The organism is Bacteroides sp. GM023 (assembly GCF_014750685.1).
Classification (GTDB): domain Bacteria; phylum Bacteroidota; class Bacteroidia; order Bacteroidales; family Bacteroidaceae; genus Bacteroides.
The window spans coordinates 178,590-202,530 of sequence record NZ_JAAXGE010000004.1 but is presented as its reverse complement, the minus strand read 5'-3'; the positions used below and the strand labels follow the sequence as shown (position 1 = coordinate 202,530).

The 23,941-nt window shown below is 40.8% G+C and carries 23 protein-coding genes; 16 read left to right on the top strand and 7 right to left on the bottom strand.

Annotated elements, in window-relative coordinates; all coding sequences use genetic code 11:
* Window positions 1-4: 4 nt before the first annotated feature.
* A complete protein-coding gene (locus tag HC965_RS10875; protein ID WP_005680031.1) occupies window positions 5-385 on the bottom strand; it encodes a single-stranded DNA-binding protein in 381 nt (126 codons plus the stop codon).
* 213 nt (window positions 386-598) lie between these two features.
* On the opposite strand from HC965_RS10875, the gene HC965_RS10870 reads away from it, so the two are divergent.
* On the top strand, window positions 599-742 hold the full coding sequence (locus tag HC965_RS10870) for a hypothetical protein (protein ID WP_018452196.1): 144 nt from the start codon (window positions 599-601) through the stop codon (window positions 740-742).
* A gap of 85 nt (window positions 743-827) precedes the next feature.
* The gene (locus HC965_RS26665) at window positions 828-1,085 is read left to right on the top strand and encodes a hypothetical protein (RefSeq protein ID WP_008782444.1); all 258 of its coding nucleotides are present in this window, start codon (window positions 828-830) and stop codon (window positions 1,083-1,085) included.
* On the opposite strand, the gene HC965_RS10860 is transcribed toward HC965_RS26665, so the two are convergent.
* The 4 genes from HC965_RS10860 to HC965_RS10845 are packed head-to-tail and all read right to left on the bottom strand — an operon-like array spanning window position 1,069 to window position 2,170.
* Window positions 1,069-1,326, bottom strand: coding sequence for a hypothetical protein (locus HC965_RS10860; protein WP_005680032.1), 258 nt, complete (start codon window positions 1,324-1,326; stop codon window positions 1,069-1,071). The two genes, HC965_RS26665 and HC965_RS10860, sit on opposite strands and share 17 nt — an antisense overlap.
* Window positions 1,310-1,669, bottom strand: a complete 360-nt coding sequence (locus tag HC965_RS10855; protein WP_005680034.1) for a hypothetical protein — start codon at window positions 1,667-1,669, stop codon at window positions 1,310-1,312. Before HC965_RS10855 ends, HC965_RS10860 begins: the two co-directional genes overlap by 17 nt.
* 11 nt (window positions 1,670-1,680) lie before the next feature.
* Window positions 1,681-1,857 carry a hypothetical protein gene (locus HC965_RS10850; protein ID WP_005680036.1) on the bottom strand — a complete coding sequence of 59 codons (177 nt, stop codon included), beginning with the start codon at window positions 1,855-1,857 and terminating at the stop codon, window positions 1,681-1,683.
* Window positions 1,858-1,876: 19 nt separating this feature from the next.
* The gene (locus HC965_RS10845) at window positions 1,877-2,170 is read right to left on the bottom strand and encodes a hypothetical protein (RefSeq protein ID WP_005680037.1); all 294 of its coding nucleotides are present in this window, start codon (window positions 2,168-2,170) and stop codon (window positions 1,877-1,879) included.
* 71 nt (window positions 2,171-2,241) lie between these two features.
* Between HC965_RS10845 and HC965_RS26765 the strand changes: the two genes are divergently transcribed.
* Both HC965_RS26765 and HC965_RS10835 read left to right on the top strand, forming a co-directional pair.
* Window positions 2,242-2,370: a hypothetical protein gene (locus HC965_RS26765; RefSeq protein ID WP_004301204.1), complete on the top strand. Its 129-nt coding sequence runs from the start codon at window positions 2,242-2,244 to the stop codon at window positions 2,368-2,370.
* 838 nt (window positions 2,371-3,208) lie between these two features.
* Complete coding sequence (locus HC965_RS10835; protein ID WP_191031517.1) at window positions 3,209-3,808, top strand: DNA-binding protein; 600 nt, start codon at window positions 3,209-3,211, stop codon at window positions 3,806-3,808.
* A gap of 45 nt (window positions 3,809-3,853) precedes the next feature.
* Here the strand turns inward: HC965_RS10835 and HC965_RS10830 are convergent, their stop codons facing one another.
* Window positions 3,854-4,498 carry a metallophosphoesterase gene (locus HC965_RS10830; RefSeq protein WP_370539975.1) on the bottom strand — a complete coding sequence of 215 codons (645 nt, stop codon included), beginning with the start codon at window positions 4,496-4,498 and terminating at the stop codon, window positions 3,854-3,856.
* Between the two features lie 343 nt (window positions 4,499-4,841).
* Between HC965_RS10830 and HC965_RS10825 the strand changes: the two genes are divergently transcribed.
* The 12 genes from HC965_RS10825 (at window position 4,842) to HC965_RS10770 (ending at window position 21,989) form a co-directional block, all read left to right on the top strand.
* Window positions 4,842-5,315, top strand: coding sequence for a DNA-binding protein (locus tag HC965_RS10825; protein ID WP_191031516.1), 474 nt, complete (start codon window positions 4,842-4,844; stop codon window positions 5,313-5,315).
* A gap of 135 nt (window positions 5,316-5,450) precedes the next feature.
* Window positions 5,451-6,992: a hypothetical protein gene (locus HC965_RS10820; protein ID WP_191031515.1), complete on the top strand. Its 1,542-nt coding sequence runs from the start codon at window positions 5,451-5,453 to the stop codon at window positions 6,990-6,992.
* A gap of 227 nt (window positions 6,993-7,219) precedes the next feature.
* Window positions 7,220-8,143 (top strand): ribokinase, encoded by a 924-nt coding sequence (rbsK, locus tag HC965_RS10815; protein WP_191031514.1) that lies wholly within the window; start codon window positions 7,220-7,222, stop codon window positions 8,141-8,143.
* A gap of 41 nt (window positions 8,144-8,184) precedes the next feature.
* Window positions 8,185-9,120: a ribokinase gene (gene rbsK / locus HC965_RS10810; protein ID WP_191031513.1), complete on the top strand. Its 936-nt coding sequence runs from the start codon at window positions 8,185-8,187 to the stop codon at window positions 9,118-9,120.
* Between the two features lie 12 nt (window positions 9,121-9,132).
* The gene (locus HC965_RS10805) at window positions 9,133-10,308 is read left to right on the top strand and encodes a DUF1566 domain-containing protein (protein WP_191031512.1); all 1,176 of its coding nucleotides are present in this window, start codon (window positions 9,133-9,135) and stop codon (window positions 10,306-10,308) included.
* Window positions 10,309-10,333: 25 nt separating this feature from the next.
* Entirely contained in the window at window positions 10,334-13,279 is a 2,946-nt protein-coding gene (locus HC965_RS10800; protein ID WP_191031511.1) for a TonB-dependent receptor, read from the top strand.
* A 12-nt stretch (window positions 13,280-13,291) separates the two neighbouring features.
* Complete coding sequence (locus tag HC965_RS10795; RefSeq protein WP_191031510.1) at window positions 13,292-14,707, top strand: RagB/SusD family nutrient uptake outer membrane protein; 1,416 nt, start codon at window positions 13,292-13,294, stop codon at window positions 14,705-14,707.
* 17 nt (window positions 14,708-14,724) lie between these two features.
* Window positions 14,725-16,347, top strand: coding sequence for a DUF4832 domain-containing protein (locus HC965_RS10790; RefSeq protein ID WP_191031509.1), 1,623 nt, complete (start codon window positions 14,725-14,727; stop codon window positions 16,345-16,347).
* Window positions 16,348-16,359: 12 nt separating this feature from the next.
* The gene (locus HC965_RS10785; protein WP_191031508.1) at window positions 16,360-17,961 is read left to right on the top strand and encodes a DUF4832 domain-containing protein; all 1,602 of its coding nucleotides are present in this window, start codon (window positions 16,360-16,362) and stop codon (window positions 17,959-17,961) included.
* 19 nt (window positions 17,962-17,980) lie between these two features.
* Window positions 17,981-19,006 (top strand): nucleoside hydrolase, encoded by a 1,026-nt coding sequence (locus HC965_RS10780; protein ID WP_191031507.1) that lies wholly within the window; start codon window positions 17,981-17,983, stop codon window positions 19,004-19,006.
* Between the two features lie 26 nt (window positions 19,007-19,032).
* Window positions 19,033-20,037 (top strand): GRP family sugar transporter, encoded by a 1,005-nt coding sequence (locus HC965_RS10775; protein WP_191031506.1) that lies wholly within the window; start codon window positions 19,033-19,035, stop codon window positions 20,035-20,037.
* A gap of 2 nt (window positions 20,038-20,039) precedes the next feature.
* Window positions 20,040-21,989, top strand: a complete 1,950-nt coding sequence (locus HC965_RS10770) for a glycoside hydrolase family 97 protein (RefSeq protein ID WP_191031505.1) — start codon at window positions 20,040-20,042, stop codon at window positions 21,987-21,989.
* 117 nt (window positions 21,990-22,106) lie between these two features.
* Here HC965_RS10770 and HC965_RS10765 read toward each other — a convergent pair whose 3' ends face one another.
* Complete coding sequence (locus HC965_RS10765) at window positions 22,107-23,933, bottom strand: endonuclease/exonuclease/phosphatase family protein (RefSeq protein WP_191031504.1); 1,827 nt, start codon at window positions 23,931-23,933, stop codon at window positions 22,107-22,109.
* Window positions 23,934-23,941: the final 8 nt, after the last annotated feature.

The following is a 23,941-nucleotide window of genomic DNA, read 5'->3' as shown; positions in this document are numbered from 1 at the left end:
AGGATTATTTCTTGCCTTTTTTCGCTGGTTTGGCCGGCTTTTCAGGAGTTTCCTCCTTCTCGACGGGCGGATAGAACTTGACGGCGACCATCACGATACGGTTGTGTTTCACACCGCTTTGGTCGCTCCATTCTTCGGGCTTGAAATACCCCTCGACGGTCAGCATCGTACCCTTGGTCAGTTGGTCGAACGACCCGGTGTTCTCGTTTTTACGCCACGCCTCAAAATTCATAAAGGCGGAAACGCGTTTGGATTCCTCGCCATTATTCTCCAATCGGCTTACTGCCAGAGGGAAACGTGCTACACTTGCGTTGGTGAACTGACGGATTTCTGCATCCTTTCCTACGAAACCGGTTACTACGAAATTGTTTTCAATCTTTTTCATAATGAATTGTTTTTAGAAGTTATTAAATCAATTTTACGCTGCCTCAAAAAGTAGGTGCAGTTAAGGGGATGCACCAAGGCCGGACGCATCAATACTCTTTATTTTTGTCCGTAGGCAAAACCGGAAGGCTCGATAAAGGAAGATTGTACGGCTGCGCCATTGGTCAAGACTTCCAAAGTCGTTCCCGTCTGCATACTATCTTTGCATCGGAAAATGATGATGACTTCGGCGGAAAACTATTCTGAAAATGAGCGGAAAACCGTAGTTGCAGGGGAAGTGAAAGTGCAATCCGTCCACCGGCACAATGGTGCGCGTTTCGGCTGTAAGTCCGCAGAATCGGCAGGTATTTTCGTGTAATTCGGTCGGACTGAATTGAGGTGGCTACAAACAGAACACTGAACTGACAACAGGTTGCGGTACCGCAGAAGGGAATATCAACGAAGTGGCGACAAAAGGCGGAACGGGATATCGGGGTACTGCCATGTTCCCGTCCGGCAGAAAGAAAAGGGGACAAAAGGGAAAAAGGAAAGAACCCTGCTTTTCGGAAAAGCGGACGGAGCTTTTCACGAATGGCTGTTTTTTACAAAAGGATATGGCGCAGCCAAAAGAGAGAGATAGATGTAAAAAAGGGAATGCGGCGTGGCAGGAATGGAAGATTATCCCGTTCCTGCCTGCCTGTATCATCAAAATTCTGCCATGATTACCCGATGCTCGAAAATCTTTTTTTGATTACTGGGACGTCTTTGGCAAACCCATAGGTGATGCTTGCCATAGCCGAAGACGAAATAATCATCAAGGCGTGTTTTTTCTTGTAGGCGTTCCATGCCGGTACGCAGTTCCGCTTCATCGGTTGAGAAAAGAATCGTGTTGATGATACGGAAGTAGAGTTCTGTTACCTCGTCACAATAAGGACAAAAGCTATGCTCAATCGTTGCTTTCATGTTTCTTTGATTTTAATTCTACTTCTACTATGTCTTCTATTCGACCATACAGGACAGAGCGCAACGCTGTTTTGTCAATGGCGTAATACTCGGCGATATGTCCGTGCTGTTTTACGAAATATCGTTTGAGAACATCGGAGAAATCAAAGAAGTAGCCCATCAATGCGATACCTCTTTTGAAATGGATGCACTCTTTCACGTTTCGGGTAATCCAGTTCTTGTCTTCACGGCTCAACTTGTCTCCGTTATCAAGTTGTTCCCGTAACTGGTAAACCCTGCTGTCTTTCAGCTTCTCTAATTCGGGTACGTCCCATTGGACGAATTTCATTGCTATCTGCTGCATCGCTCTTGTATTTAATCGTAAATAATCACTTCATCACGATACTCGACCACCTCTTTGCCACTACTAAGACGCACCACTATTTTATTGCCGAAGTCGCCGACAACTGTTCCCTCAGAGTAGCCTTTATAGGGGGTAAGCAAGGTGCAGTGCGCACCTATAATTTCGCTATTTTCTTCGTATTCGTACATAAGTCATGTCATTTTACGGTTACAACTTGATATCCCATTTCCCCTGTGAGAAGATTCTGAAGCTCACGTATTCGTCTGTAAATTCGTAGGACAGAATTTTGATATAAGTTTTGTCTTTGGCTTCCAACGAAGCTATCAGTCTGTCGATTTCTTCTTCCGGATAAACCCAACGAGAGGTAAACTCCGCATCCACGCTATCGCTGTGTCTATTGACAAAGCCGTCGAAAGTGTCATCCAAGAATGCCTCTATCTTGTCGAGGTCTGCTTTGTTTTCCGTCCTTGCGTAGAAAATGTTTGTTGCATAGTTTGCCATAATCCTAAGTTTTAAGTTTTTTATTTTCCCTCTTTTAGCATTTCAGCTACTTTCGGGCTTGATTGAAAATTATGTCGCCTCAAAAGGTGTTATGGCTCTTTATGCAGGGTTTCACGACCAAATACGACCTCTGCAAAGCGGAGCGTGGAGATTTTGTCGGGAACCGTCAGGCTGTGACCTTGAATACAAGAAAGACATGACAAGTACCTTTGCGACACAATTCTCATCAGGCAGACCGAAAGTTGGGATGCGAGGATAGAATGCCTATGGCAGAAGTTACGATAAAAGGAACTTCCGTAAAATTGGGATGCAGCGAAAAAAGAAAATATCGGTGCGATTATCTTCTCTTTTGACTGTGAATATAAAAGTAAGGGGGAGAACTTCGGTAAAGGTTTAGTTTAGTCTATTAGCTTATATATATGCTAAACTAAAGTAAACTAAATATAGGCAGATATATTGGACTGCCTGTATAGGTGTTTTGAGGGAAATGGTTACCTTTGCAAAAAACAATGTTCCTTGAAAGAAACAGAGATTTGTCCTTTTTTCTTTTGGCTGTGGTTATTCATCCATAGATGACTGCAACAATCACTCTTGGCGAGAGGATGAAAATCGTGTGAAAAGACTTGGAAAAATACTCAAAGTACGAACAAGTGAAGAGAAAGAAAGGTAGTGCAAACAAAAAAACAAGAAAATAAGATAATTCGTGTTTCTGTTCCTAATTTGTTTCTTGATAAAAACACATCACAATATAAACTATTAATTTACAAGATATTATGATGTGAAATTTTGAGATATAACTAAATTTACCAGTTTAATTCACCAATTAGTGTCTTTACCCAAAAAAAGTAATATCTTTGAGTACACAAATTAATTCGTCGCACTATAGTCAATCTTTCGAAGCACTATAGTCAATCTTTCGAAGCACTATAGTCCAACGAAAGAAGCACTATAGTCAATGTTTCGTAGCACTATAGTGCGACGAATAAAATCATGCAATCGGAGATAATATTTACTGAATAACTAAAAACAAAATAAAACATGAGTGTTTATTATGATCTTTATGCCAGTGGCAACCCACAAAAAAAGGATGAGCAGCAGCCACTTCACGCACGAGTGATTCCATCAGGAACTCTTGATGCCAAAAAATTTATAGAGTTGGTGTCTAAAAGCAATGGCTTCAGCCAAGCCATCATTGAAGGATGCCTGCAAGCCGTTACTGATGAACTACAACATTGGCTAAAGCAAGGCTGGATTGTGGAAGTCGGAGAATTAGGCCATTTCTATTTATCACTGAAATGTGGCCGACCGGTTATGGAGAAGAAAGAAATCCGTTCTCCTTCCATTCACCTGAACAAAATAAATCTCCGTATCAACAAGAAATTCCGCGAAAGCATGGAACCGTTACAGTTGGAACGTATGGAATCCCCCTATCGTAACGATGGCAGTCCCGATGAAGACAATTGCCGTACCGTCCTTATACAACACTTGGAAGAACAAGGTTGCATCACCCGAACCGATTTTATGAGACTGGCCGGGATAAATCGGGACAAGGCAATCAGACTATTAAATAAATATATAGAAGAAGGAGTGATACGAAAGTATGGTGGCGGCAAGACGGTAGTGTATTTAAAGAAATAAAGCGACTACAAAAAATATCCGAGATCAAGCCATACAACATACATATCAGCTGCGAGTATCCTTATTACTAAGAGTATCAGGCAAGGAAGCTTCTTTATTCTTGTTCTCTTCATGATTCATCGCCATCGTTTTCTGTTGCTCTATAATACACCGCACCTGTTCGAAAGACACAGGTGCAAAGTTATTATTATCCACTCCAACATCATACTGTAGCGGAAACAGCACTGACAAACATCCGGCATCCCAACCAGTATTATTCTCACTCGTATGCACATGCCCAAACAGTTGCCATACATTCTTGTATGCACCTCCATAACACAAAAACGGGTAGTGATTCAAATAAATAGCCTGTTTATGTATCTTAATATATTTCTGCATCACGACCTCTACAAAACGATAGTTGAACTCCTTCGGTAAATGTTTCATATCGTGATTGCCAAGAATCAAAAAAATCTTCCCATTTAGCCAGTCAAGTACATTCTTCCATTCAGCAGCACCTCCAAAACTAAAGTCTCCCAAATGAAATACTATATCTCTCTTACCTATCACACGATTCCAATTCGCGATCAATGTTTCATTCATCTCCTCCACATCCGCAAACGGACGTTTACAAAAACTAATGATCTCCCCGTGATTGAAATGAGTATCTGATGTAAAATATGTATGTTCTGCTGTCAGGTTATAATTTATCATTTTCATCTTTTTACATATCACTGTTTCTTGATACATTTTCACTTAATTCTTTTAATCTCGAATAGATGTAAAAATAGACTTTTTTTATCTATTGCCAGCGTTTTTCAAAAGAATCTTTTAAAAGAGGTATATAAAATACCCTATCAACATAAGGGCATTTGCTCATGTAAAGAAAACAAAACATACAAATAGTTATATTTCAGCGACTTGCCTCAATATTAATTATTTTATTCACGCACTTCTTCAAAATTGCTTGCCCAGTAATTTCAGTTACCATATCTTTGCGTCGTGATCACAAAATAAGAACTAGAACTATTAACGATTAAAACTATTAAAGATTATGGCACTGAAATATGTAGTCAAGAAAACAACCTTTGGCTTTGATAAGGAAAAAGCCGAAAAATATGTAGCAAGACCGTTCAACGTAGTTACCGTTGATTTTAAAATGCTATGCGACCAGGTAACCAAAGTCGGATTCGTTCCGCGCGGTACAGTAAAATCCGTTCTCGACGGATTGATCGATTCACTGATAACATATATGGAAATCGGAGCTTCAGTGAGCCTTGGAGAATTCGGAACTTTCCGCCCTTCTTTCGGGTGTAAAAGTCAGGATGATGCCAAAGAGGTAACTACGGAGACTTTGAAAAACCGTAAAATCATTTTCACTCCGGGAAGTATGTTCAAAGGGATGATAAAAACTGTCAGTATTCAAAAACTGGAGTTGCCGGATACTGAAACTTCTACTCCGCCCAGTGGTGGTGGAAATGAAGGAGGGGACGAAGGTGGCGGTGAAACGCCAGACCCGGCAGCATAAACATTCTCTTGTTTATTAATATTTAAAAGAATCCGACTTGAGTACTGGCAAGCCGGATTTTTTAATATACCTGAAATTTGCTTTTTCCACAGAATTTCCCGAATATTGTACTCAAATACTAATCGAAAGGGCTTCATGAAAAGAGTCGATTCCGTTATTTCCCTGATATACTCACTATCGAAATCAGAAAAGAAACACTTCTCCTTGCAGGTCATCAAAGACAAGGAGGAGAAGGATTATCTTGTGATTTACGATATTATCACAAAGAGTAAGCAGCCTAATGGAAATGCGGTGAAGAAAGAATTTTATAAGCACAGGCCCAAAGGTTCTTTTGAAGTGTCCATCCAATATTTATATGAGAAACTGGTAGATACGCTACTCACTTTAAGAAAGAAGAAAGACATCTACTATGATCTGTTGAACGATCTATGCAAGGCGCGGATGCTTTATGAACGTTCCCTGTTTGAAGAGTGTTTCGAGATTCTATCCAACACAATAGAGCAAGCGCAATTCTACGAAAACAATGAGATACTGACAATTGCCCTGAAACTGGAATTGGAATATCTGCTACGGCTGAATTTCCCCAATATGACAGAGCAAGAACTTTTTCATAAACATTTTATTCAAAATGAATCTTTAAAGAAAATTCGGAAGATAACGGAGCAATCTTCTCTGCACAATTTATTGAAATATCGTCTCTCCCATATCGGAGCGATACGAACTTCGAAACAGAAACAGGATATGAATGACCTTATGGTCAACGAACTTTATATAGCCGCCTCTTCTGACGCGGAAGGGAATTTTGAATTGACAAGAAATCATAAACTTTTTCAGGCAAACTATTTAATGGGAGCGGGAGATTACAGAGCCGCCCTGAACTCATACAAAGAGCTGAATTCTCTGTTTGAGCAGAACCAACAGTTTTGGTCGAATCCACCCATTTATTATTTGTCAGTACTCGAAGGGGTACTCGGCAGCTTACGTTCAGTGGGCAACTACAACGAAATGCCGTATTTCCTGGAGAAATTAAAAAGGCTGATAGCTGAAGATTCATCACTTGAATTTAAAGTGAATGCCACCTGCCTGCTCTTTCAATACGAGCTGTTTCCATATTTGGATAAAGGAGATTTCTTAAATTGTACAGAGCTCATGAATCGTTATCAAGAGTCGCTCTACGACAAAGAAGCCTGGCTAAGTCCTATACGCAAAAGTGAACTATTGCTTTATACAACTCTTGTACATATTGGTAATCAGAATTATAAAGCGGCCAAGAAGTATATAAGTAACGCTATCGTCGATCATAATATTAAATACCTTCCACTGATGAGAACCATTCGCCTGGTTCGCCTCATCGCCTATTACGAAACACAGGAATATGAACTGATCCGGCATGAGTCAAGATCTATCACCCGAAGTCTCTCTTCACCGAAAGAGCAGACATTCAAGACCGAACGAACTATTCTATGGTTCCTGAACAAAAGGAACCTCCCTATCCTGCGCAAAGACCGGGAAGCCTTTTGGGAAAAGCTGTCTCCGGAAATTCAGGAGCTATATAATGATAAATACGAAAACCAGCTTTTACGCATCTTCGATTTCACTGCATGGATGGAATCGAAAATCCGGAAAGAAAATCTTTCCGAGGTGCTGGGAAGACGTACAAATGCTAAAGAAATTTAAAAGCTATAGTTATTTGAGGCTTTTTCTACAATAAAAAAACGTTTTTCAAAGTCACTCTTTCTCTTTGTAATTATATAAACAGACATTATATAACCGCATCATTATTCCTTATTATTAAAGGGATTTTCATCTCATTATATCATTTTGAAATTATATAAATTAATTATTAATGTCGAAAATCATGCATTACTATTTCTTTCATTTGCATTATCCTAATTTAAAGTACTATGGAAACTATATCTATTCATAAGCCTAAAATTGTAGTAATTGGAAGTTGCAACACAGATATGGTTGTAAAAGCCAACAGACTACCAGTGCCGGGAGAAACCATATTAGGAGGAACCTTCTATATGAATCCTGGTGGTAAAGGAGCCAACCAAGCCATTGCGGCATCTCGATTAGGGGCTGAAGTAACCTTCATCTCTAAAATCGGATACGATCTATTCGGACTACAAGCATTGGAAATATATAAGTCGGAAAGGATTAACACGGAATTTATTTTCACCGATCAAAAAAGTCCGTCGGGAGTAGCTCTTATTTCAGTAGATTCTTTCGGGGAGAACAGTATTATTGTTGCGCCCGGCGCAAGTCGTTCCCTTTCAATAGAGGATATCAATAAAGCTGAAGAAAAAATCAAGGAATCTGATATTATCTTAATGCAACTTGAAGTTCCGATAGAAACGGTAGAGTATGCAGCTACTATGGCCAATAAATATGGAAAGAAGGTAATACTCAATCCTGCACCTGCTTCTACGCTAAGCAATTCTTTTTTAAATAATGTACATACTATACTTCCCAACCGCATTGAAGCAGAAATGCTATCAGGCATTAAAGTGATGGATATTGAAAGCGCTCACCGTGCAGCTAAAGCCATCGGGGAAAAAGGGATAGAGAATGTTGTCATCACTTTAGGAAAAGATGGGGCATACGTGAAAGAAAAAGACCAATATACCATGATTCCTGCCAAAGAAGTAGAGACAATCGACACGACTGGTGCCGGAGATGTATTTTGTGGGGCATTCAGTGTTTATTTGTCCGAAGGACATTCATTGGCGGAGTCTGTTACATTTGCCAATGCAGCCGCTGCTCTTGCCGTTACCCGTATCGGTGCACAAAGTGCCATTCCATACAAAAGAGAAATAGTTCTATAAAATAAAGAGAAACCTAGGTTAATCACATAAATCTGATTCACATGAAAATAGTAGTTATTGGAAGTTCAAACATCGACATGGTTGCACAAGTCAACCATCTCCCGGCTCCCGGCGAAACAGTCGGAGATGCTAACTTCATACAGTCTCTCGGTGGCAAAGGAGCGAACCAAGCCGTAGCAGCAGCCAGGCTCGGAGGTTCAGTCACATTTGTCACTTCTTTAGGGAATGACATGTATGCAGATATTCTAAAAAAACACTTTAAGAAAGAAGGTATCACTACTGATTATATCATTGATGATATTAATCACCCCACAGGAACTGCACTCATTTTTGTGGCCAACAGTGGTGAAAACTGCATTGCAGTAGCTCCCGGAGCTAACTATTCTTTATTACCCGGATCAATTGCACATTTTTCTGAAGTAATTGACGCAGCGGACATTATCGTCATGCAAGCCGAAATTCCCTATGAAACGAACAAAAAAATAGCGCTGCTAGCAGAGCAAAAAGGCAAAAAGGTATTGTTTAATCCCGCACCTGCCTGTCTGATTGATGAGGAACTGATGAAAGCCATTGATATACTAGTCGTCAATGAGCTGGAAGCTGCATTCATTTCCGGTATTGATTATAGCGGAAATAATCTCGAAGAAATTTCTCAGGCATTGATGAAGGCAGGTGCACGTAATGTTGTTATCACATTGGGAAGTCAAGGCGTGTACATGAAGAACAACCAGGAAACAGTTCAGCTTCCCGGTTATAAAGTAAATGCTATTGATACAATTGCTGCCGGTGATACATTCTGTGGAGCACTGGCTGTTATTTGCGCCCAAAGAGGGATAGATCAGGAAGCACTCGGTTTCGCGAATGCCGCAGCGGCAATCGCAGTAACACGATCAGGTGCACAGCCTTCTATTCCGACTCTCGACGAAGTGAAACGCTTCATACTTGAAAAAGAATTAGCCTTATCATTCAACTCTTAAATTTGATGAATTATGAAAACCTCTTTAAAGAAACTATTCATTCCATTATTATCGGGATTGATAGCATGCAATTTCTGCAGTTGCGATAGCGATAATGAACATACCGCTGTTCCCGTAGCTCCTATCCTGAAGGAAATCAAATTTCCATCAGAAAATGATGTAATTCCCGGACAAGTCGCACAAATCAATGGCCTCGGGTTTGCCAAAGAAGATGTGGTCTATCTAAATGACGAAACAAATAAAAAAGAAAAAGTAGAAGTAACAGAAGTTACAGACAGCTACCTCAAGTTTATAGTTCCATTGGAAGCCGGCGGCAGTTACACCGTGACAATTGAACGAGCCGGCAAACTAACAACTCTAAACGGCACTTTCAAAGTACCTTTCGTAGTACCCATCATTGATGTCGTACTTCCCTCGGGCAATATACCGGCAAAAGGGAAAGTTGAAATCCAGGGAAAGGGATTTGAGAATGGAGATATCGCTACATTATATGCCTCTTTTTATCCGAATGGTGTCGAATATAACATACCATTAACTTTAAATGATGAGGGAGTAGAATTCACTCTGCCTGAAGGATTATATGGTGTCAATTCTATCATGATAATCAGAGGTGAGCGAAAAAGTAATATCGGCACAATCACCATCGAAACGAATGTGGGAGATAAGTTAGGCGGTGGTGTCGTATTTTGGGTAGATGCCGCAAAAGCACATGGATATATCGTGAATATGAGCAATGTGGGTACGGGTACAGATAAATTCGGACCGGAAGTGAATGCTTCAGATGCAGCAGGTACCAGCCAAAGCATGGGAAGTGGATATGCAAACACTCAAAACATCGTCAAAAAGTTCAATGCACTACAAAGTGCAAACAACTGGCCTGAATGGCAGGGAGTCAAGATAGCAGCCCAACTTTGCCTGGATAACAGAGTGACCGACGGAGATTTTGCATATACGGATTGGTTTCTTCCTTCCAGAGAAGAGCTTATAGAAGTATTCAAAGTAAAAAGTATGCTGGCCGGGAAGGGAGTCAATATTCCGGCTAATAATTACTGGACCTCAAGCGAAGCCGATGGAAATACCGGTTGGGCTGCCTATTATGTGAATTTCTACGAAGAAACCAATATTATTTCTGATCCATGCTCGAAAAGCGGATGGGCAATTGGCGTTCTTCCTATCCGAGCCTATTAAATAATAACTCAATAAAATAAGCGTTATGAAAAAACACATTATATTATTTATAGCCGTTTTCTTTGCAAGCATATTGCATGCACAAGTAATCAGCATTAAAGGGACTATTACTGATACCAATAATGAAACACTACCTGGTGTATCCATAACTATAAAAGGTACGCAAACAGGAACAGTGAGTGATATGAATGGAAACTATAGCATCAAAGCACAAAAGGGCAATATTCTGGAATTCTCATTTGTCGGTATGGTGAAACAATCCGTCACAATAGGGAAGCAAAATGTTATTAATATACAAATGGCAGCAGATGCCATCAACTTGGATGAAGTGGTAGCTATCGGATATGGTATTGCCAAGAAAAGTGATTTGACAGGAGCCGTTGCTTCTATTAAATCAGAGCACCTTACTAATTCCAAAGTAGGAACAGTGACCACTGCTCTGCAAGGACTCGCTGCCGGCGTACAGGTTACAACCGGTTCCGTAAAGCCCGGTGGAGATGCTTCAGTTGTCATCCGGGGAGTCGGTTCTCTTCGCGCAGGTAGCGAACCATTATACATCGTTGACGGTATTCCTGTTCAGGGAGGTTTGCAAGACCTATCTTCCGGTGATATTGAGTCTATCGAGATTCTAAAAGATGCCTCATCAGCTTCTATCTATGGTTCAAGAGGTTCTAACGGTGTAGTACTCGTTACTACAAAGAAAGGAACAAGCGGCAAAGCTAAAATCTCTTTAAATGCATCTTTTGGTACGCAAAAGATGCTCAACAAACAAGATTTGATGGATGCCCAGCAATATTATGAGCTAATCTCCATCGCACAGCCAAACTACAAATGGACATCAGAAGAATTGCGCTTATTAAGCCGTGGAGAATCTACCGACTGGCAAGATGCAGTTACACAAAACGGTCAATACCAAAACTATAATTTTTCTATTTCAGGCGGTAAGAATGATATGCAACATTTTCTGGGTGTAGACTGGTATGACCAAAAAGGTACTATCAAGAACTCATCTTTTAATAAGCTGACTGTCCGGTATAATATGGATGCCAAACTAAACAAATGGCTACGATATGGTGTACGGTTCAATGTCATCGAATCTAAACTTATGAATATCAATGAAGAGGCTGATTCCGGCTATGGAACTATGTTCAGTGCAATTAGTTCACAACCTACTGCTCCTATCTACACAGAAGACGGAGAATATTTCGATGGATTTCTTAATACAAGAGCAAACCCGGTAGCCATCGTTGACTTGCTTGACAAAGCAACACTTAAATCCAGATTTGTCGGCTCGGCTTATATCGAGATAGAACCCATAAAGAATCTGAAACTGCGTTCTGATAATGGTGGAGAGCTTGTTTTCTTCAAAGTGAACACATACGAAGACGGACGCATGGGACAGCACTATACCGCTGGTGGACATGCTAATGTAATGTCGAATAAAAAGAGATATTGGCAAACTGAAAACACAGCAACTTATTCATTTGACATTAATAAAATCCACCAGTTCTCTGCAATGGCAGGTTTCTCCGCATCACGGACAGATTATGAAGAGGTTACTGCCGATTCCAAAAAGCTTTCATCTATTCTCAAATATTACAACTTGCAAGGAGCAGAAGAACACGGGCCCAACTCTTCGTACGCAGTGCCTTCTTCTTTAGTTTCTTTCTACGGACGATTCAATTATAATTTCAATAATCGTTATTTAGCGACTTTGACGATGCGAGGCGACGGCTCTTCCCGTTTTGCTCCAGGACACAGATGGGGATTTTTCCCGTCACTTGCCTTGGCATGGAGAGTCTCTGAAGAGAGTTTTATTAAAGAGAATGCACCTGTCATCAGCAATCTTAAACTAAGGCTTAGTGCAGGTAAGCTTGGAAATCAAAATATCGGTGACTTTGCTTATTCTTCCATTATAGCTTTAGGTGGCTCTTCCGCCAATTATGTATTGGGTAACAATCTGGTGAGTGGTTCTGTACAAACATCCATATCCAACCCTGAATTAACTTGGGAAAAGGCTAACCAGTTAGACCTGGGTATTGATTTCGGACTTTTCAACAATAGAATTGCCGGTACAATTGAAACTTACTATAAACGCACAACAGACCTTTTATGGCAAGTTCCTCTCCCATTGGAATCGGGTTTTGGAAGCTCGTTGACCAACATTGGTAAAATTGATAATAAAGGTATCGAGTTTACATTGAGCACCGTTAATATCAGTACTAAAGATTTCTTATGGACTACTTCTTTCATGATCTCTTATAACGACAATAAAATAAAAGAGCTTTATGACGGAAAACAAGATGTCAACAAATCATTGTTTGTCGGTCGTTCCATCAACCAATATTACCTGTTGAAATCTGAAGGTATCTGGCAGATAAACGAAGCCGCAGAAGCAGCCAAATATAATGCCCAACCAGGTGACCGTAAAATCAGGGATGAAAAGAAAGATTACGTTATCAATGGGGAAGACCGTGTATTCTGCGGAGTATCGACTCCCAAATACTATGGTAGTTTCACCAACACTTTCTCTTATAAAGGATTCGACCTTACAGCATTCTTCACCTTTGCCGGTGGACATAAAATAAATAATACACTGAACCGCTACCTCAACTCATTCAATGTTTGGGGCAATATGAGTGAAAACTACTATAAATACTATTGGAGACAGGACAGACCCAATAATAAATATCCGGCTCCTCGCGTAGGCAGCGCATATGCTAACGGTGACGGTACGGATGCTAACCTTCAAAAAGGAGATTACCTCCGGTTGCGCAATCTTGAATTGGGTTACAACCTTCCAAAGAATATCATCAAAAGCATCAAAGCTTCGAACCTCAGAGTTTATTTCTCTGTACAGAATTTGTTTACTGCGACCGAGTTTACCGGATTTGACGTAGAATCAAGCGATAATACGAATCCATACCCGAACGCACGCAGCTTTATCGGTGGAATTTCTCTAAACTTTTAAAACGATACGATGATGAAAAAATACATTTCTATACTAGCATTCAGTTGCCTTACACTATGCAGCTGCGAAAACTTTCTGGATTTAACTCCTCAAAGTGTTCTCACACCTGACAATGCATATACCAAACCTGATGACTGGCAACAAACATTATATGCCGCCTACGGTTCTCTTCAAGAGGTATTCGTCGGTAAATATACCATTACCCTCAGTGAATTCGGAACGGATGAAGTGATTCCATTCGACATGGGATGGGCAGCTTATTCACAATTACACTATTATACTTTCTCCGCTTCTCATGAGTTCTTAGACAATCATTACAGACTGTGTTATGAAGGGATCAAACGTTGCAACGCTGTTATTGATATGCCATCAGATGCAGTAAGTTCCGATCTTCATGCTTCCATGATTATGCAAGCACGTTTTTTAAGAGCTATCTACTATTTTGATTTAGTAAAGATGTATGGTGGAGTACCTCTATGGACTAAATCCTCCATCGACAAAAGTGAGATTATGAGACCTCGTGCATCAGTAGATGAGGTATATACTCTCATTACTCAGGATATGGAAGCTGCGCTCGGCCTGCCATCCACCTGGTCGGATGCCAAAGATAAAGGCCGTGCCACCTCTTATGCAGCGCAAGCACTGCTGGCACGTATCTATCTGCAATGGGGCAAACCTGCAGAAGCGTTGAAATACTGTCGTATGCTGGAAGGCAAATTCAAACTATACGATAACCTCAAAGATATTTTTGCTCCAGCCAACAAAAATCTGGAGTATGAGAATATTTTCGAGATTCAGTTTAAGCATTCCGGTTCCTGGGGATTGGAAGGAAGTATACAACATTCCTACTGGGGACCTCGTAACGTGGGCGGCCCTACAAACTTCGGAGGATGGGGCGGCTTCGGACCGACTCAATATTTATATGATTCTTATGACGATGCCGACAAACGTAAAAAAGCCTTCTTCATCACAGAATATGCAGGTGTAACGCAGGCTCCACCTTCCTGCGGAAAATTCTGGGACCCGGAAACAGGTAACGTAATTGAAGACGACAATCTGAATTTTATTTTCATTCGCTATGCGGATGTACTTTTAATGAAAGCAGAAGCATTAAACAACACTAACGACACCAGCAACGAAAAATATGAGGCATTGAATGCTGTTCGTTCCAGAGCCGGGCTTACTTCTATTACAGCTGCCGACAACTTAAGCAAAGAACAGTTCGCCGACGTTTTACTGGAAGAAAGACTCCATGAGTTCTGTTGTGAACATATGCGTCGTTGGGATTTAATTCGGTTCGGCAAACTTGCAGAATGCATGAAAGACCACGCCGGAGTCACTATCCAACCTTATCATGTATTGTATCCAATTCCACAAGCTGCTATTGACGCAAACGATGCAATCACTGAAAACAACGAAGGATATTAACATAAATCATTAATTATATGAAAACATTTATCTTTATCGCAGGACTCATAATCAGTGTTTTCCTGTACTCATGCAAAGAAGAAGACCATGGCATACTTCCTCCTATCGAAGGAGGAGGCACTATAGAAGTTAAAGACGGTAGGGTTACGGTAAATCCAGCGGAATGTTTATATGCTCTCCGTAACCCCATGAAAGGGCTTCGAGAATTTTTCGGTCCGGGATATGATAAAGTAAGAGACGAATATCCTTACCCTTACGGTTCTATTATCAAAGAGTATATGCAATGGAATATGCTCGAAGATAATGCGAATGATGGGATTGATAAGATAATAGCTTATAGTAACCATAGATGGAAAGGAGTGGAAGACATGAACGTCAAGGTAATCCCGCGTATTTATATTGTATGGATGGAACCTTGGCACGGCGGATATGCCAAAAACACTTATACAGATAATCCGGATGACCTCAATGGATGGCACTGGCCCAGTGACATTCCGGGAGAAACCTATGATGAAGATAATCTCAATGCCCCTATTATAGGGGGCTATTGCCATCCGACTTTTCAGGAAAGAGTAAAGAAACTTGTAGAAAAGGCAGGACAAGCATGGGACAATGATCCACGTGTAGCTTATGTAGAAATGGGAATTATCGGTGAATTCGGAGAGCATCATGATCCGGATATCACTACCGTATGGGCTCCTCACGATCAACCAAACCATGTAGAGAATCGCACTTGGTTGCCGGGAATCGAAAAAGTATTAGGGGATGCCTTTACATCTGCTTTCAAGAATAAGAAAGTAATGGTTCGCTATGCTTATGAATTCAAGGACTACGAATTCGGTATCTACTGGGACTCATGGGCGATTGATGAAGAAAAGGTACGGGGATACGAGGAAATGAAGAAACTGGGCGACCGTTGGAAGACTCAACCGATAGGAGGAGAAATAACCTGGAACTGGGGAAGTCTCTATAAATTCGACTCTTTCGAGGAAGTAGTGGCTGATGAAAAGACCCGGGATTTGGTTGTCCAACAAATTCGTGATCTACATTGTAATCATTTGGGCGGCATCACATGGGCAGATTTTAATGACCCGACTTTTGAACCCAACGCAGAATTATTGCAAAAAGCAATGGGATATCGGTTTGTTCTGTCAAACTTCAACTATCCAACAAATATCAAACAGAATGAACCGTTCAAAATCTCGTTTGATGTAGTTAATACCGGCTCTTCACCATTTTACTATGACTGGCCTGTCGAAATAGCATTACTGAATGCTCAGACTCAAGAAGTAGTATGGAGTAAAACACTGCAAACACCCAAGACTTCACAATGGATGCCGGGAGACAACTGGGACAACTCTCAGAAAGTATATACCCAGCCAGCCGCCATTAACCATATCGAAGAAGAGTTGACTCTGGATAAGAAAATAGATACAGGAGACTATATCATTTCTATTGCAGTATTAGACCCTGCCGGTATGCTGCCTTCATTAAGGTTTGCCATTCAGAATTATTTCGAAGGCGGACGTCATCCGATGGGACACATTGGAATTAACACCGAGCCTATATATTTCGAGATTCCTGTCAGCAGTTTCAGTGATATGAGACAAGACAAGACTTTAAAATACAAACTTCAATAATAGATTATTCTAATGAAATCAATCATCAGAAATATATCGCTCCTGCTGCTATTTGGAAGTATTACTGCTTGTAGTGAGAAAAACGTTACTGTTTCTTATCAAGAGTATCCAAATGCATTCAGGAATCCGATGAAAGGATTCAGAGAATTCTTTGCTCCCGGCATTGACCGGGTAAGAGAAGAATACCCCTACCCTTATGGCTCTATTACCAAAGAATACATGCAATGGAATATGATAGAAGATGATCCAAACGACGGAGTGGACAAAATCATCGCTTACAGTAACCATCGCTGGAAAGGAGTGGAAGATATTAATGTTAAAGTAATCCCCCGGGTCTTTCTTGTATGGCTGGAACCCTGGCATGGCGGAAAGCCTAAAAATCCGGATAATCCGGATGATTTAGTCGGATGGCATTGGCCGAAAGGCATAGCGCAGGAGAAAGGTCCATATAAACAAAGACCGAACTCAGTAGCGGCCTACGTAGAAGAGAAAGACAAGAATACCCCCATCACCGGGGGGTACTTTGACCCTTCATTCCCCGAGCGTGTAGAGAAGTTAGTCGAAAAGCTCGGGCAAGCATGGGACAATGACCCACGAGTAGCCTATGTAGAAATGGGTATCATCGGCGAATGGGGTGAACATCATGACCCGGACTTGTCCACTTACTGGGCACCTCATGACGAGCCTGACCATGTAGTAAACCGTACCTGGATTCCAGGCATGGAGAAAATCCTGGGTGACGCCTTCGCCAAAGCTTTTAAAAACAAGAAGGTAATGGTACGCTATGCCTATGAGTTTAAAGACTACGAATTTGGAATTTACTGGGATTCCTGGTCGCAACCGCAGGAAATCGTCAGAGGATATGAAGAAATGAAGAAACTGGGTGATCGTTGGAAAACCCAGCCAATAGGAGGCGAAATAACCTGGAATTGGGGGGACTTGGCACGCTTCAAGTCTTTTGAAGAGGTGGTAGCTGATAAAGATACCAGAGAATATGTAATGGAGCAGATTCGTAATTTACATTGTAACCATTTAGGCGGCATTACCTGGGCTGATTTCAACGATCCTGAATTCCAAAAGAACGCAGAGATATTGCAAAAGGCAATGGGGTATCGGTTTGTCATAAACGAGTTTACTTATCCGAAAGAAATAAAAGGGCAAGAAAATCTTTCAGTATCTTTCAGTGTTGTAAATACCGGTTCATCTCCATTCTATTATAATTGGCCTGTAGAGATAGCTCTGTTAGATCCGGTAAGCCATCAAAAAGTGTGGGGAAAGATATTGGAAGATGTGAATATATCCGAATGGATGCCTGGGGACGACTGGTCGGTGAATGAAAACACATACCAGACCGCACCTGAAACCTATCATGTCCAAAAGAATATTCCTATAAACGCATCAATAGCTAAAGGAAAATATATCCTGGCACTAACAGTGCTCGACCCTGCCGGAATGCAACCGTCACTCCGGTTTGCAAATGAGAATTATTTCGAAGGTGGATATCATCCGATGGGATATATCGGTATCAATGAACCTATTGATGACGCTCGATTGGATCCAAATTCATTCTTTGACATCCAAAGCGATAAATCTTTAAAATATCAAATTAAATAACCTGATAATAAATAGTAAAATGAAAATCCGAAAATATATCACATCAGTAGCATTTCTGTCCGTTTGTATCTTTGGGTCCTGTACAGGGCCTAAAGATACAAAAGCTCCTATACCTGTTATATTTGATACAGATGTGGGTAATGATATTGATGATGTGCTAGCCATGCAAATGTTATTCAATTATGAAAAAGCCGGAGAAATTGATTTACTGGGTATTACTATCAGCAAGTCAAATCCTTATTCAATTGAATACATCGACGGATACTGCCGTCTCAACGGCAAAGGCAACATACCGTTAGGTTATGCTTACAACGGAGCCAATCCCGAAGATGGCGGTTATCTTCGTCAAACATTAGACACCATCATTGAAGGCAATAAAATACTGCATCCGCAAAGAAGTATCAAAAGCAACTTGCCTGAAGGATATAAACTATTACGTAAGTTGCTCGCTTCACAACAAGATAGCTCGGTAATATTCATAGCTGTAGGACCTGAAACCAATTTGGCGCGCTTACTAAAATCTGAAGCTGACGAGTATAGTGAATTAGATGGAAAATCTTTAGTAGCCCAGAAAGTAAAAATGCTCTCTGTCATGGGAGGACTTTATGGAAATGAGTTCGATTTTCCGGAATGGAATCTGATACAAGATTTGGATGCTGCCCAAACAGTATTTAAGGAATGGCCGACCGCAGTAGTAGCCAGTGGATGGGAATTAGGAAACAAACTGCTCTATCCACATCAAAGTATATTGAACGACTTTCCGGAAAGTTATAAGCATCCGCTTTGTGTCTCCTACAAGATTTATGATAAAATGCCTTATGACAGGCAAACTTGGGATCTCACTTCTGTATTGTATGCCATTGAACCGGAGGCTAATCATTTCGGACTCTCTCCGCAAGGGACAATTACTCTCGATAGCATCGGGCACAGTCTCTTTACTCCTTCCGAAAATGGAAAGCACAGATATCTGACTATTCAAGGTGAAAAGAATATTCAAACTACACTAGGGGCTATTGTCCGTCAAGTCACTGGAAAAGATAAGTAAATATATAACCTGAAAAAAGAATAAATATGTTTATAGTCAATAGTTATACATTAGCAATCATCTTTTGTTTGATTACAATGATTTGCTGGGGTTCCTGGGGAAATACCCAAAAACTGGCAAGCAAAAGTTGGAGGTATGAACTCTATTATTGGGATTACACTATTGGAATCCTGCTTTTCGCACTTCTTCTTGTATTTACACTAGGTAGCTTTGGAAATGCCGGAAGAGGGTTTATCGAAGACATACAACAAGTCAATACTGAGAATGTTGTCAGCGCATTGATAGGAGGAATAATCTTCAATGCTTCCAATATTCTGCTTTCGGCTTCTGTATCCATAGCAGGCATGGCTGTCGCTTTTCCTTTGGGTGTAGGCCTTGCCCTGGTATTAGGAGTATTTATCAATTATTTCAGTAGTCCGAAAGGAGATCCAGTTTGGTTGTTCACGGGTGTAGTGCTGATTGTAATTGCCATTATATGCAATGGAGTGGCAGCAGGTAAAAATCAGAAATCAGGAAGTAACAGTAGTAAAAAGGGAATAATTCTGGCAGCAATTGCCGGTATATTGATGTCTTTCTTCTACCGCTTTGTAGCTGCCGCTATGGATCTGAACAATTTTGAGTCTCCAACTCCGGGAATGGCGACTCCTTATACTGCTTTCTTTATCTTCGCTATTGGTATTTTCTTAAGTAACTTTGTATTCAACACGATTGTGATGAAGCGTCCGTTTGTTGGCGTACCAGTCAGCTATAAAGAATATTTTGCAGGAAAGCCGACGACTCACCTGGTAGGTATCCTTGGCGGATGCATTTGGGGATTGGGCACTGCATTGAGCTATATTGCTGCCGGCAAGGCGGGAGCAGCCATTTCATATGCACTTGGACAAGGGGCTCCCATGATTGCCGCTCTGTGGGGAGTCTTTATATGGAAAGAATTTACTGGAAGCTCTAAAGCCACGAATAGATTATTAGGAGTAATGTTCATCCTATTTATCATCGGACTATCATTTATCGTCTTATCAGGAGGAAATTAATTATGAATATAAAATCAATCATTGCTTTATTGACCATTCTTCTTTGCTGTCTATCCCCGGCATCAGGTAAAAGCATTGAAGCAACATCACCTGATGGCAGTAACCGGATAGTTATTGAAACTGAGAATCAGGTAGCATATTCTGTCTTCCGCCATGGAACAATGATATTGGACACAAGTCCTATATCGCTAACTGTAGGAGACAAAATTTGGGGAACTGACAAGAAATGCCTGAAAATTACACGCCATAGTATTTCCGAAAATGTGGACTTCATTGTTCCCCGCAAATATAAACAGGCATCCAATGAGTACAATCAAATTGAGCTAACTTATAAAGGATACAAAATAGAATTCAGAATCTATAATGAAGGAGTAGCTTACCGCTTTATGAGCACTTCCGATCACAAAAAGCCTGTACAGAATGAAATCGCATCCTTCTGTTTTAATCAGGATTATAATAGTTATACTTTGCTGACAGACCAGTTACAAAATTGGTTTGAGCAGGATTATACAATAAGTCCTATTAGTAAACTGCCACGTGACAGCTTTTCTGTTGCGCCGGTTATGATAGAAGTAGACAAGTACAAAGTATTACTTGCCGAAGCTAATCTTTATAATTATGCAGGTATGTACCTGCAACCCACCGGACATGCTTTTCAAGGAATATTTGCATTATATCCCGATCAGGAAGTTCCTGCCGACGGAGATAATAAGATTTATGCTTCCACCCGAAAAGATTATATCATTCCATATTGTGGCAAACGTGCTTTTCCATGGCGTGTGATAGGAATCTTTGATGATGCACCTTCTATCCTGAACAGCGAACTGATTTATCTCCTATCTGAGGAGAAAGCCAAAAATGCCGATTATTCCTGGATTAAGCCCGGAAAAGTTTTATGGGACTGGTGGAATGACCGTAATATCTATAACGTAAACTTTAAGAGTGGAATCAATACCGACACTTATCTTTACCTAATAGATTATGCCGCCAAACACCATATAGAATATATATTAATCGATGAAGGATGGTCGGCCCGAAATGACTTGCTGGTTCTTAATCCTGCTGTTGACATACCTTACATCTGTAAATATGCAGCTGAAAAAAATGTAGGCGTTCAATTATGGGCTAAATGGGTAAACGTTATGAGACAAATGGACGCGGCCTTCGAACAATTCAGTAAATGGGGAGTGAAAGGTGTCAAAATAGATTTTATGGATCGTAATGATGCAAAGATGGTCAATTTCTATGAGCAGGTTGCCATCAAGGCTACTCAACACAAACTTCTAGTGGATTTTCATGGTTCGTATCCTAACGAGGGAATGCGACGTAAATACCCGAACCTGATGACTCGTGAAGGTGTAATCGGATTGGAATATAATAAATGGAGCAAACGGGCTACTGTCACGCATGATGTAATCATCCCATATCTCCGTATGTGGGCAGGGCCAATGGATTATACTCCCGGAGCTATGCTTAATGCACATCCGGAAACATTTTATGAGAATCAGCATGAGCCGATGAGCCAGGGAACCCGAACTCATCAATTGGCAATGTATGTAGTGTATGAAAGCCCTCTACAAATGGTATCGGACAGCCCGACCAAATATGATGAAAATCCGGAGAGTTTCGAGTTCATTAAACAGATTCCTACTGTTTGGGATGAAACAATTCCTCTAAAAGGAGAAGTTGGCGAATACATCGCCATCGCACGACGTTATCAAAAGACATGGTATATTGGAGTCATGAATGGAGCGAAGCCGCGAAATATAGAAGTTGACCTGTCATTTATGGGAAAAGGGAGAAAATCAATCAAAGCTCATTATGATGGAACAAATGCAGACCAACAGGCCAAAGATTCACAAGTCAAACAATATACAATAAATGACACAGAAAAACTGTCAATTCAAATGAGCCGTGGTGGCGGATATATAGGTATTGTCAATATAGAATAGAAATTCAAACTATCGTTTGATTTAAAATTGTATTCTAAACTTAAAAGCCACAGTAAACAGATTTATTGTTCCTGTGGCTTTTATCTTATATCGTTTTCATCTTATAACGTTCCGTATCTAAACCGTTATATCCAGCAGTACTTCTCCTTTCGCATTCAGTACCTTAATCTTCAATTCGTCTTTCTTCTTTTCCAGAATCATCACTGTAGCACTGTCCATCTTATAACCGCCACCAATAATGACCGGATAATTATTCCCCAGTTCACCTTTCGGATGATAAGCGTATTTATGAATATGTGCATTCAGACTAATATTGAAAGGTGCTTTCTCTAATAATTTAGTCCATAGGTCAGCGCAGAGATTCACTCCATCATTACCATAAAGTGGAATATGGTGGATAAGAACACGTTTCTTTGCTTTCTTGAATTCTTTGGCAGAAAGTTCTTTTTTCAGAAAATCCACTTGTTCATTACGCAGTTGGGTAAAATCATTCAGACCGTAATATACCCAATGAGAGTCTAGCTTATCTTCTCCACAGTCAAGCATAACGATACGGGTATCTCCCCAGTTGAAAGAACCGTAGGTTTTGTCTCCTACATAATCGTAGTGGTCACGCAAGCCGATAGAGTAAGCATTTCGTATTTCGTGATTACCACGCATAAAGAAAGTTGGTATGCGGTCGCCACGAACACCTTCGGTCAGTTCGCTGATAAAAGTGGTAGCTTGTTCATGATCGACAGGGTCGTCCACACAGTCACCGTTGAAAACAACGAAGTCATAATCCACATTCTGTATTTGCTTGCATAAGGCACGGAAAGTTTTCGTGTGCTGATGCAAATCATTGAAAACAATGGCGGTGAAGGAATCTGTATCCGCTTCGGGAAGAGTAAATTCACTGAAATCCGATTGGGCAGTGTTTCCGAATACTTTCTTATATGCCTGATAAAGCAGCATTTCCTGTGAGCATACACGGTAATAGTATTTCTGACCGGGTTGCAGATCATTGATACGGATTTTATGTAGCTTGTTATTACAAACTACTTGTCCGTCGACAATGGTACGTGCACGTTTCAGTTGGGTAGTGTCCGTACCATATTCTACCCAGCAATATGCAGGGACGGTAGTTTCCCACATCACTGTAATGCCATTGCCTACCGGATTCTGTAAATAAGGTTTCGTGCGGAATATCTTGTCTGCTCTTTCGGCAGTACGCAGTTCTACAAGTATAGGGCGGTGGTCGGAAGCCACAGGCTCATTCAGTACCCGGGCAGATATAAGAGCGAAGCCGTTCGCATTTGATTTTAATGCTGTAATATAATCTATTGTTTCTTTGGGTTCGGGAGCCGGATAAGTATGCTGTTTAGGATTAGAGAGTATTTGGAAATCCTTTTGCAGTTCTTTTATAAAGTCGGATTCAGGCTCGGCATTCATATCTCCCGCTAGGAAAAGAGGCTTTTTATAAGGAGCGGTGAATGTTTTCACAATCTCCAATGACTTCATGCGGTCTTCTTCGGTCAGTGACATATGAGTACAGCAATAGATATAATCTTCAAACTCTGCCAGGATCAAGGCGCGGGCTTCTTCTCTTCCCGGCAAGGGGCTAGTTTGCAGACGTACCGGAATTTGTTTTGCCAATAGCCCGATACCGTATTTCCCACCATCAAAATCTATGGCCGGTGCAAAGCAGGCATGCATCTGTGTACGTTCGGCAATTTCACCCAGCACATATTTCTGTCCGCTTCGGTTTGTCATGCTGTCCACTTCCTGTATGGCTACGACATCAGGAGAAGCATTGTTTATCACATTTGCTACACGCTGGAAATTACAAACATCATCCATGCCATTCGCATTCTTGATGTTATAGGTCATCAGTCTCAATGTATGTTGAGCCTGTACCGGGAGAATAAGTAAAATAGCAGGAATCAGTAAAAGAATCTTTTTCATGTTTCTCA